Below are 11,099 nucleotides of genomic sequence, written 5' to 3' on the forward strand. Positions count from 1 at the left end.
ATAAAAAATTATGAAAAAAATTCTATTAATAGTAGTTGCTTGTTTTTCTTTAACAGTAAATGCGCAACAAGATGATCAGTACATAACAGATGCAAAAAACTTAGTAAAAATAGTTTCAGAGTCTGCATTTACACCAATGATAGATCAGTTTGCATCTATGGTTTCTGCCGATAAAAAAGAAGCTTTAATAGCAGATGTTAAAGCTACATTTCCTGAGTTATATGCAAAAATGGCTGAAATTTATATGGAAGAATTTTCGCATAGCGAGATAAAAGAATTATTGGCTTTTTATGCAACACCTATCGGGAAAAAATTAGCCGATAAAACAGGTGAATTAAGTCAAAAAGGTATGATTGCTGGACAGTCTTGGGGTATGAAACTTCAAGGAATTATTCAAAAATATCAATAAATAATCTTTTTCAATAAATTAAAATCCCGCTATTAGCGGGATTTTTTTTTCTTTAAATCTTCCTAATTTATGTGATTCTAGTTACAATTTTTAAAATGACATTGGGTAATTTTAGTAGGTAAATTTTTAAATACAAATTAATTTTAAAACATATAAAAAATGGAAGCTATACAAGAAATTACAGCAATGCCAAGAATAGGAGATAAAGCTCCAGAATTTAAAGCAGTTACTACACAAGGAAATATTCATTTTCCAAATGATTATAAAGGAGATTGGGTAATATTATTTAGTCACCCAGCAGATTTTACACCGGTTTGTACATCAGAATTTATGACGTTTGCTACTATGGAAGAAAAATTTTTAAAAGCAAATTGCAAATTGGTGGGTTTATCTATTGATGGTTTGTATAGCCATATTGCTTGGCTACGTTCCATTAAAGATAAAATTGAATATAGAGGAATGAAAAATGTAGAAGTTAAATTTCCTTTAATTGAAGATATTACTATGGAAGTGGCTAAAAAATACGGTATGATTCAACCGAACGAAGATTCTACAAAGGCAGTAAGAGCAGTATTTTTTGTTGATCCAAAAGGAATTATAAGAGCTATAATTTACTATCCGTTAAGTTTAGGAAGAAATTTTGACGAGTTATATAGAGTGGTTATTGCATTACAAGCTGCAGATGCTTTTGGTGTTGCAACGCCTGCCGATTGGAGACCAGGTGATGATGTAATAATTGGTCCTGCTGGTTCATGTGGAACTGCTGAAGACAGAATGCAAGGAAAAGAAGATATGGATTGTAAAGATTGGTATTTTTGTACTAAAAAAATAGATAAAGATTTGATTTTAAGCAAAGTACTTAAAAAGTAAGTTTAAAATAAAAAAGCTATTTAAAAAATTTTTAAAGTTATCACACAATTGGGACTGGTTAATGAAAACTTTACTATTTTAAATAGCTTTTTTTTATTGCTTAGAAGTATCTTTAATAGTACTTCCTTTTTTTATGGCTTTGTAATTTTCATAGCAAAGTAACACAGCTTCAATAAGTTGTAAGTCACTAGCTTGTTTTATAAATTGATCGGAATAATTACACTCATTTAAAAGATCATTAAGTTCCTCTTCATCAATTTCTAAATACTCCATCATTAACTCACGATTAAACTTTGCTTCTAATAATTTTCTTAAATCATCCTGATCACGAAGTTTTTTAAGTTTTGCTAATTGTTGTGGCTTTTTACCAAATTTATTATACATAAAATCAATGGGTCTAAACAATGCATCTACAGGAGAATTGTAGTTTTTTGCTTGCTTTACACCAACTTCATAGGTTTGCGGTAAACCATTTATATGAATACGTGCATATTTATCTGTAGGAACATTTTTTGCGTCTATTTCTAAAACACCAATTAATTTATGAGATTTAACAACAACTTCTCTTAATTGCTCAGGTTTTTCGTGTAATTCTATTACTAATTCATTTCCTTTTAATAAATCGTTGGTAATTTTTAGTTTTATAGATTGATATCCTAAATAAGAAATATACAAAGTGTCGTTTGCTGTAGTAGGAATTTCAAATTTTCCATCATCATTAGTTACGGTTCCAACAACGCTATTTAAATTAAAAAGATTGGCACCTCTTAAGGGTTCTTTACCCGAAAAATCTACTATTTGACCAACCAATGGGAATGTTACTTTTAAAGGTTTTAAAGTGTCTTTTACCTTTGTTTGCTGCGATATTCCTTGAAATGCAATAAGAAATATAACTATGTATGCTAATTTTTTAATCATATTGCAATATTAGTAATTAATCTTATAAATATTTGTTAATTAAAATGAAAAAATTAGAGAAAAGGAGCGCTATAATTAATTTTTAAAAGATCTGGATATTTAAATGTATAATTTAAAGTTTCCTTTATTTTTTTATTACATACTATTTTAAATGGTGAGCTATCTGTTTTTTCAAAAACTGGGGGTTCAACACCAATATCTTTTTTTACTTTAGTATAGTATTCTGTTCTATTTGGATGTGAATCAGCACAAGCATTAAAAGTTTCATTATAAATTTCTTTCGAAATAATTTCAAATAATATATTTACACAATCATCTTGATGAATCATATTTACAAATCCGTTTGGATTAGGAATTATTCGTCCATTTCTAAAAAAATTACCAGGCTTTCTGTTGTATCCAAATAAACCGGCAAATCTTACAATTGTAGTTTTAAGTTTAGGGGTTTTAAATAAGTTTTCAATTTCTAATAGGGCAGAAGGTTTTAAAATAGATGTTTCGGTAACAATTTTATTTTTAGCAGTGTAAACAGATGTTGAACTGATAAAAACAACTTTTTTTATGGTAGATGTTAAAATTAGTTTTAGCAAGTTTTTAAACCCTTCTATGTTTTTTGAGGGTAATGCAATTAATAGTATTTGGGATGTTAAAAAACTTGAAATATTTGAGTCTTTTAAATTTTCTATTGAAATGATGTACGGTTCAATGTTTAAATTTTTAAAGGTTGCAATTTTTTCTGGTGATGTGGTAGAACCTTTTACGTGGTAACCATTTTCAATTAATTTAATAGCTGTGGGTAAACCCAGCCATCCACAACCTAATATACTTATTGTTTTGTTCAAATTTTGTTTTTTACAGTATTTAGTACACAATATTTTAAAAAATAAAAGTACATTTTTAGAAGAATTTTTTGATTAATTTGTTTAATTCTTCCGATTGAATTGGTTTTGAGATGTACTCATCGCAACCCGATTCAATAGTTTTTTCTTTATCACCTAATAAGCCAAAAGCAGTTTGAGCTATAATAATTACGTTTTTATTAAATTCTCTTATTTGTTTTGTTGCTTCAAATCCATTTAAATCTGGCATTTGAATATCCATTAAAATAAGATCAATATCCGAATTATTTTTACAAATACTTACAGCATCAACACCAGTATTAGCTGTAATTACTTCTTTACTTATATTTTCAACCATAATTGATAGAAGTTCTGAAGAAATTTCATCATCTTCAACAATTAATATTTTTAGACCTGAAATAGTAGAATTCATTATAGTTTTATTTAAATTGTTTTTTATACCGTTTATTTGATTATTTCTATTGCAAGGTATTGTAAAATAAAAAGTGCTTCCAACATTTTCTTCACTTTCTAACCAAATTTTTCCTTTTAGCAATTGTAAAAAAGCTTTAGAAATTGATAAACCAAGACCAACGCCTTCTCTAGCTTTTATGTCGTTTATATCAGCTTGAATGAAACGTTCAAAAATTTCAGTTTGTTTATCTTTTGGAATTCCAATTCCGGTATCTTTTACATAAAATTGAACAGCATTATCTTTTTGTGTATACCCAAATTCTATAGAGCCTTTATTAGTGTATTTAATGGCATTTTTAACCAAGTTTGAAAGAATAGCTTCCAATTTTTCAGGATCTGTTTTAATAATACATTGGTCATCTAATAAAGGCTTTACCATTTTAAACAACAATTCTTTACTGTCTGTTTCTGGTTTAAACAAAGAATAAATATAATCTATTTGATTATTTATTGATGTATCCTTTAAATAAACGTTCATTAATCCAGATTCAATTTTAGAAATATCCATAATATCATTTATAATATTAAGCATTCTTTTACCGCTTTTTTCAATAATTTGAATATACTGTTGTTGTTTTTCGCCAGAAAGATGAGGCTCTTGTAATAAATTGGAAAAACCTAATATTCCGTTCATTGGAGTTCTTATTTCGTGACTCATGTTTGCTAAAAAAGCAGATTTTAATTTGTCACTTTTTTCTGCATTTTCTTTAGCAATTAAAAGTTCTTTTTCAGATAGTTTTTGGGCAGTAATATTACTTCCAAAACAAGAACCTCCAACAACCTTTCCATTTTTAATAATAGGAGTAAAGCCAACATGAATATATACGGTTCCTTTAGTTGTTATAATTTTATCTTCAATACTAAACTGTTCATTGTTTAAAACTTTATCATATCTAGGTTTCCAAATAGGTTTTAAATTTTCCGGTAATGAGGTTAACAAATTCATCCCTTGCTTTAAATGTACATTAAAAGCTTGATAAAATTCTTGTTGAAATACGTGATTAATATATAAAATATCAAAATTAGTATCAAAAGCCCAAATACTATTTGTAGTACCTTCAATAATTGCTGTAATATTTGAGTTGCTGTTTTCTGCAATTTCTTTTGCTTTAACCAATTCTTCTGTGCGCTCAGCAATAATTACTTCTAGATTTTTATTAAGTTCTTTTATTGTTAATTTCTCTTTATCAAGATTTTGATTTAAGCAAAAATTTCTTCGTATTTGATGTTCCATATTATAACTACCAAACATTCCTATTATATTAGTACTTATAAAAAAGGAATTTGTAATAGCAATATAAAAATCAGAAGCTTTTGCATAATATATTGCAATTAAATTAAAGATGATTGCAATTGTCCAACCAGCAATTGTGGCTGATAAGAACCGAAGTTTTACAAAAAAGAACCCAGCAAAAAAAATAATAATAAGTCCAGAAAAATAGATGTAATTTTCAGGTTCAATTAATATCATTATACAAACTCCAGATCCTCCAATTATAAAAGCAACCATTAAAAGGGTTTGCCAAATTTTGGGAAATATTTTTGTGAATGACAGTAAAAATATAGTTAAAATTAAAGGAATAACAATTAAAAATCTAATGATAAAAAATAGATTAATATGAGCTGGGTATAGTTGAAAATCTAAAAGAGCAAATATACCATACAAAAATGCTACAAGTAGCAACGCAACTCGCAACTGATTTATAGAGCTTTTAAAATAGATAGCTCTAAAAATATGTTCTTTATTATTGGGAAAAGAAAGGGTTAATTCATTAAAATTCATACTATTTGAATTCATATTTATCTTTTTATAATAGCAATTATAAGATAAAGATATAAAATTTTATAGTACGTTTGTTTAGTTTCTTGATTTATTGTGTATTATAAAAAAGTGCATTAAAACAATTAAGTCTTAATGCACTCTGGTTGTATTTAAACTATTAAACAGCTTTTTTAAAATTGCCAATGGAATAAATAGTTTCATTTATTAATTTATTCCATTTTTCAATTAATTGAAATTCTCCATTTATTTGAGGATTCATTTCGGCATTATAAAATTCTAGATTAATTTCGTTATTATTTTTTCCGTAAGGAGTTAAAATAAGTTCAAGTTTTTCAATATGATTATTTAAATCATTAACTTTTAAAATTTTACTTTTTTGAATATCTTTTAAATTTAAAATGTGTGTTGTTTCAACATCTTTTATTTTTTTGTAAAATACAAGTTGATGATTTGTTAAATTAATTCCAATAGCAGAACCGTACCAAATATCTTTTTGTAAATCTGAGATGTTGTTTTTTTGAGCCAAATCAAGAAATGATTTTTTTATTTTTTCTTCTTTACTTTTTCTGTTTCTACCTGCAAGAATAAAAGGTAATGCACAAAGTGCAAGCATAATTAATCCTATAATAATTGTACCTGAGTCCATTTTAATATGTGTTTTTGTTGTTAAATAAAATTGTAAATACTAGTTAAGGCAGTAAAAGTGCCTTAAAAAAATGATAAATTTTATTAAACTACCAGTGATAATGGAAAGGGAAAATAATTTTAGCCGTTGTATACTTTATTGTAAAATTGCCTGAAGTTGAAGTGTATTGTGCAAAACTACTTGCAAAAATTTCTTCAGTTAATTTTACTAAATAAAAAAAATGTTTCGAATTATTTTTAAAAGTACTAGGAGAAATTTGAGTTGTATTTTGTATAACACTTTCAAATTCAGAGATAGAAGCGAAAAAAGTAGTATTTTCTAACGTTTTTTGATCGTTATGCTCATTTTCAACAATAGTACTAACCGAAAAATCTAATGTTGATGTAGCATCATGAATACTTTTTGCTGCATAATTAGTATGTAGCGTTAAAAGTAAAAAGCCAATAAAAACAATTAGTTTTTTCATACAACAAATGTATGCCGAATTTTAATTAAAAAAATAAAAATTAATTTTTATTTTTATTTTTTTAATCACCAAATAATCAAGCGGTTAGTATCTTTTTTAATTGTGTAAAATAGCTATTTTTTAAAATGTTTTATTTTTAAAATGCTTAAAAGTAAACTAATAACAAGTTTTTTGTAATTAGTTTTTAAAAAGTGCACGTGACTGGATTCGAACCAGCACCTAATATTTTAGACTAACACCTCAAGCTAGCGCGTCTACCAATTCCGCCACACGTGCATATATTCAAAAAAAAAGGATTAAGCAGTTAACTTAATCCTTTTTGTGACCGGGCTGGGGCTCGAACCCAGGACCACCTCCTTAAAAGGGAGGTGCTCTACCAACTGAGCTACCAGGTCATTGTTTCCCTTTCCGCAATTGCGAGTGCAAATATAAGACCAATTGTTATATATGACAAGTTTTTTTATGTTCTTTTTTAAACGATATTTGTTTTTTTTAATTTTAAGGTACAAAAATAGGGGTATGAAAGTTGTTTTATTAGGCTATATGGCAAGCGGAAAATCGGCTGTAGGAAGGTTATTAGCAAAGGAATTAAACTTGCAATTTGTTGATTTAGATAATTTTATAGAAGAAAATGAGTTGATGAGTATTTCTGAGATATTTGAAACAAAAGGTGAAATATATTTTAGAAAAAAAGAAAGTGAATATTTAGAAAAATTATTAAATTTTAATGAAAATAGCATCATTTCTTTAGGTGGAGGCACTCCATGTTATGGAAATAACATAGAATTAATAGCAAAAAAATCGAAATCGTTCTATTTAAAGGCATCTATAAATACAATTTTTCATCGATTAATTGGTGAAACTTCTAAAAGACCATTGGTAGCAACTTTAGGTGAAGAAAATTTAAAAGAATTTATTGCAAAACATTTGTTTGAAAGAGGTGTATTTTATGATAAAGCAGATTTTTCGATTTCAGTTGATGAAAAATCAATAAAACAAGTTGTTGAAGAAATAAAAAAGCTAGTTTAATTTTAAACTAGCTTTTTTATTTAATTTTTAAGGTTTTAATTGATAATGTAAATTAGGAGTTTTGTTGAATTTCTTCAAAAACTTCATTCAAACATTCAATAATAATGTTACAACCTTTATAAATCTCATCTTCTGAAATGTTAAGCGGAGGAGAGATTCTAATGGCTCTGCCTTCAAATAATAACCAATATAATAATAATCCTTTATCTAATGCTTTTAAAATAACTTTAGAGGCAATTTCGGGAGTTTCTACCATTGCCGCTAACATTAAACCTTTTCCTCTAATTTCAGTTATTAGCGGATGCTCAAGTAATTTTTTAAATAGAAATTCTTTATTTTCTATTTCATGCATAACACCAGAGCTAAAAAGTTCTTGTAAGGTTGCTACTGCAGCTGCTGCAATTACAGGATGACCTCCAAAAGTTGTTATATGACCTAATTTAGGTTGTTGTTTTAAGCAACTCATTATTTCATAAGAAGAAATAAATGCACCAATTGGCATTCCGCCACCTAAACCTTTACCAGTTACAATAATATCTGGAATAACATTGTAATTTTCAAAACCAAATAATTTTCCTGTTCTTCCTATTCCAGATTGTATTTCATCTAATATTAATAAAGCACCAACTTGTTTACATTTTTCTTTTACAAGATGTAAATAATTATTTTCTGATTGTAAAAAACCAGCACCTCCTTGTATAGTTTCTAAAATTACACCAGCAGTTTTGCTAGTTATTTTATCCAAATCTAAAAGATTATTAAATTCAATAAACTTAATTCCAGGAATTAACGGTCTAAATGCGCTATTTTGCTCTTCAGCACCACAAACACTCATAGATCCTTGTGTGTTGCCATGGTATCCATTTTTGGCACTAATAATTTCACTTCTTCCGGTAAAACGTTTTGCTAACTTTATGGCGCCTTCTGTTGCTTCAGTTCCAGAATTGGTAAGATAAGTTGTGTTTAAATTTTCGGGTAAGTTTGCTGCTAAAAGTTTGCATAAATCCAATGGTTTTTGCTGAATAAACTCACCATACACCATTACATGAGTATATTTATCAACTTGATCTTTAATTGCTTGCGATATTTTAGGGTGGTTGTGCCCAAGAGTATTTGCAGAAACTCCAGCTATAAAATCTAAATAGTTTTTTCCATTTATATCAGAAACATAACTCCCTTTTGCGGAAGTTATTTCTATTGCTAATGGAAACGGACTTGTTTGTGCTTGGTATCTTAAAAAATCTTCTTTCATGATTAATTTAGATTGTTTATTTCAAATTTTTTGTTGATGTTGATTCGTCTAATTTTGTTGGAACGTCATCATAAATAAATATGTCTTCCATAGTTTTAGGTCTTTCTTCTTCACGCCAAATAAAACCTTTTAATAATTTATCATTTTCTGAAAATTTGGAAGGAGGATAGGTTTTTCCTTCTGGTTTCCAATTAAAATCTATAGATTCAATTTCATTTTCATCCATAGTAATAAAAATGCTTTTACTGCTTTGCATTTTGGTAATACCCATTAAAACTTTCTTTTCATCTCTTATATAATAAATTACTTCACTATTACCAACATCATCTAAATATTTTAATTTATTATTTATAAATTTTCCATACATATTTTTACCCTTTAACTGGCTAAAACCAGTTGTAGAATCTTTTTGAATCATAAAAGCATTTTCTAATACTTTTAAAGAATCTAATTGTTCTGTTTTTACATTTGATATAAAATGAATGGTGTCTCCGGTAATTTGATTTCCTTGGGCCCATAATACAGGTTTTCTTAATAATTTTGTTAAGCCTGTTTTTTCATAAGAGATTAAAGAATCACATTTACCTTGTAAATCGGTTTTAAAAAATTTAACGTGGGTAAATGCCCTTATTATACGGTTATTTACTTTACCTGTAACCATTAATTTTTTTCCGTGAATGTATAAAGAATCTTTTTCTACTAAAGAAACAGCAACAGCTTTATCGGTTACAAAAACAGAGTCTTTTAACTTAAAGAATTCTGCATAACCACCTCTAATTATTGTGCTATTTGCAGTGTCTAAAACTTTAATATTTCCAGTAGCTGAGGCAAAGTCTTTATTTTTATTATAATATAAACTGTCTCCAGAGATTGTTCTATCTTGATAAAATATTTTAGAATTCTTTAAAAAATGCGAAATATTAGTTTTTGAATTGTGATGTCCATTTTCTGTATAAATAGAATTTTTATCACTTTTAATAGTTGAAGGTCCAGTTAAGTCCGCAATTCCGGTTACGGTATTATAATCTAAATTATTGGTTTTTAGGTTACTTTCTTTATTTACAACTTCTACATTTGTAATTGCTTTAAAATCATTTGTTTGTAAGTAGTAATTACCTATTTTACTGGTTAAAACATTTGTAGTATCTCTTATTTTTCCTCCACTTTGATAATGTAGTAATTGTAGTTCTCTATCAAACTTTAGCGTATCAGTTTCTAAAGTCATTGTAGGATCTTTTAAAACCACTTTGCCCCAAGAAGTGGCAAACTTTTTTACACCATCATAATCTACATATTTACTGTATTGAAACACGGTATCTCCTTGGTTTAACACCACATTACCAAGTGCTTTTATAAGTTTAAGTTCTTGATAAATATAGGCTTTATCGCATCTTAGTGTAGCTCCGTCATGTTCAACAAACACATTTCCTATTGAAACTGTAGCTCCAGGATATAATGGATCTGTAAAGGTATTATCTGCCTGAATGATTTTAATTTTTTTTGTAGCTTGTGAAAAAGCACTACTTGAAATAATTAAAATTAAAAGAAAAAATAGTTTTTTCAAATTGAATAAATTTTTTGCGAATTTAATTAAATCTTAATTTTATATATGATAAATGTACGTTAAAAAAAAGCTTCAAAAATTGAAGCTTTTAATTATTATCTTAAGATTGTTTGTTTTCTATCTGGTCCAACAGAAACAATTTTAATTGGAACTTCTACAAAATCTTCAATAAATTTAATGTATTCATTTAATTCTTTTGGAAGTGTTCCATCAGAAGTCATAGTAGTTAAATCTTCACTCCAACCTTTTAATTCTGTATAAATAGGAGTAACGTTATGTTCTTCAATATTAAATGGGAAATGTGAAATTTCAGTTCCTTTGTAATTGTATGATGTACAAACTTTTAATGTTTTAAATCCTGATAAAACATCACCTTTCATCATCATTAATTGTGTAACACCGTTTACCTGTACAGCATATTTTAAAGCTACCAAATCTAACCATCCGCATCTTCTTGGGCGACCTGTTGTAGCACCAAATTCCATTCCTACTTTAGACATTGTAGCTCCATCTTCATCAAATAATTCGGTAGGGAATGGTCCTGAACCAACTCTTGTTGTATATGCTTTAAAAATACCAAATACATCTCCAATTTTATTTGGAGCAATTCCTAAACCTGTACAAGCACCAGCAGCTGTTGTATTTGAAGATGTTACAAACGGATAAGTTCCAAAATCAATATCTAATAACGAACCTTGTGCGCCTTCTGCTAAAATAGTTTTATTGTTTTTTAAAGCGTTGTTTAAATATTCTTCACTATCAATAAAAGTTAATTGTTTTAAAACGTCAATAGCTTCGCAGAATTCAGCTTCTAATTCTTCTAAATTATATTGAACATCTACATCAAAA

At 27.6% G+C, this 11,099-nt stretch carries 11 protein-coding genes and 2 tRNA genes; 3 read left to right on the forward strand and 10 right to left on the reverse strand.

What is annotated here, in order from left to right; all coding sequences use genetic code 11:
- Positions 1-10: 10 nt before the first annotated feature.
- Both ABY298_RS03745 and ABY298_RS03750 read left to right on the forward strand, forming a co-directional pair.
- Positions 11-409 carry a DUF2059 domain-containing protein gene (locus ABY298_RS03745; protein WP_372744665.1) on the forward strand — a complete coding sequence of 133 codons (399 nt, stop codon included), beginning with the start codon at positions 11-13 and terminating at the stop codon, positions 407-409.
- Positions 410-568: 159 nt separating this feature from the next.
- Positions 569-1,279 carry a peroxiredoxin gene (locus ABY298_RS03750; protein ID WP_372744666.1) on the forward strand — a complete coding sequence of 237 codons (711 nt, stop codon included), beginning with the start codon at positions 569-571 and terminating at the stop codon, positions 1,277-1,279.
- Positions 1,280-1,372: 93 nt separating this feature from the next.
- Here the strand turns inward: ABY298_RS03750 and ABY298_RS03755 are convergent, their stop codons facing one another.
- From ABY298_RS03755 to ABY298_RS03785, 7 genes are all read right to left on the reverse strand, one after another.
- Positions 1,373-2,197: a carboxypeptidase-like regulatory domain-containing protein gene (locus ABY298_RS03755; RefSeq protein ID WP_372744667.1), complete on the reverse strand. Its 825-nt coding sequence runs from the start codon at positions 2,195-2,197 to the stop codon at positions 1,373-1,375.
- A 53-nt stretch (positions 2,198-2,250) separates the two neighbouring features.
- On the reverse strand, positions 2,251-3,039 hold the full coding sequence (locus ABY298_RS03760) for a dTDP-glucose 4,6-dehydratase (protein WP_372744668.1): 789 nt from the start codon (positions 3,037-3,039) through the stop codon (positions 2,251-2,253).
- Positions 3,040-3,094: 55 nt separating this feature from the next.
- Entirely contained in the window at positions 3,095-5,308 is a 2,214-nt protein-coding gene (locus tag ABY298_RS03765) for an ATP-binding protein (protein WP_372744669.1), read from the reverse strand.
- A 142-nt stretch (positions 5,309-5,450) separates the two neighbouring features.
- Positions 5,451-5,939, reverse strand: coding sequence for a hypothetical protein (locus ABY298_RS03770; protein WP_372744670.1), 489 nt, complete (start codon positions 5,937-5,939; stop codon positions 5,451-5,453).
- A gap of 88 nt (positions 5,940-6,027) precedes the next feature.
- A complete protein-coding gene (locus ABY298_RS03775) occupies positions 6,028-6,405 on the reverse strand; it encodes a hypothetical protein (RefSeq protein ID WP_372744671.1) in 378 nt (125 codons plus the stop codon).
- A gap of 192 nt (positions 6,406-6,597) precedes the next feature.
- Positions 6,598-6,681, reverse strand: a tRNA-Leu gene (locus ABY298_RS03780).
- 46 nt (positions 6,682-6,727) lie between these two features.
- Positions 6,728-6,800, reverse strand: a tRNA-Lys gene (locus ABY298_RS03785).
- A 124-nt stretch (positions 6,801-6,924) separates the two neighbouring features.
- Between ABY298_RS03785 and ABY298_RS03790 the strand changes: the two genes are divergently transcribed.
- Complete coding sequence (locus tag ABY298_RS03790; RefSeq protein ID WP_372744672.1) at positions 6,925-7,434, forward strand: shikimate kinase; 510 nt, start codon at positions 6,925-6,927, stop codon at positions 7,432-7,434.
- A gap of 52 nt (positions 7,435-7,486) precedes the next feature.
- Here ABY298_RS03790 and ABY298_RS03795 read toward each other — a convergent pair whose 3' ends face one another.
- The 3 genes from ABY298_RS03795 to ABY298_RS03805 all read right to left on the reverse strand — a co-directional run.
- On the reverse strand, positions 7,487-8,686 hold the full coding sequence (locus ABY298_RS03795) for an aspartate aminotransferase family protein (RefSeq protein WP_372744673.1): 1,200 nt from the start codon (positions 8,684-8,686) through the stop codon (positions 7,487-7,489).
- A gap of 16 nt (positions 8,687-8,702) precedes the next feature.
- The gene (locus tag ABY298_RS03800) at positions 8,703-10,250 is read right to left on the reverse strand and encodes an OstA-like protein (protein WP_372744674.1); all 1,548 of its coding nucleotides are present in this window, start codon (positions 10,248-10,250) and stop codon (positions 8,703-8,705) included.
- 95 nt (positions 10,251-10,345) lie between these two features.
- On the reverse strand, positions 10,346-11,099 hold a 754-nt coding region (locus tag ABY298_RS03805; RefSeq protein ID WP_372744675.1), incomplete at its 5' end, for an adenylosuccinate synthetase.

Origin of the sequence: Lutibacter sp. (assembly GCF_041596795.1) — a bacterium.
Lineage (GTDB): Bacteria > Bacteroidota > Bacteroidia > Flavobacteriales > Flavobacteriaceae > Lutibacter.

Bases quoted from the DNA above. Each gene is read 5' to 3' on its own strand.
- ABY298_RS03745 (WP_372744665.1), top strand. From the start codon at position 11: ATGAAAAAAATTCTATTAATAGTAGTTGCTTGTTTTTCTTTAACAGTA.
- ABY298_RS03750 (WP_372744666.1), top strand. From the start codon at position 569: ATGGAAGCTATACAAGAAATTACAGCAATGCCAAGAATAGGAGATAAA.
- ABY298_RS03755 (WP_372744667.1), bottom strand. From the start codon at position 2,197: ATGATTAAAAAATTAGCATACATAGTTATATTTCTTATTGCATTTCAA.
- ABY298_RS03765 (WP_372744669.1), bottom strand. From the start codon at position 5,308: ATGAATTCAAATAGTATGAATTTTAATGAATTAACCCTTTCTTTTCCC.
- ABY298_RS03770 (WP_372744670.1), bottom strand. From the start codon at position 5,939: ATGGACTCAGGTACAATTATTATAGGATTAATTATGCTTGCACTTTGT.
- ABY298_RS03775 (WP_372744671.1), bottom strand. From the start codon at position 6,405: ATGAAAAAACTAATTGTTTTTATTGGCTTTTTACTTTTAACGCTACAT.
- ABY298_RS03790 (WP_372744672.1), top strand. From the start codon at position 6,925: ATGAAAGTTGTTTTATTAGGCTATATGGCAAGCGGAAAATCGGCTGTA.
- ABY298_RS03795 (WP_372744673.1), bottom strand. From the start codon at position 8,686: ATGAAAGAAGATTTTTTAAGATACCAAGCACAAACAAGTCCGTTTCCA.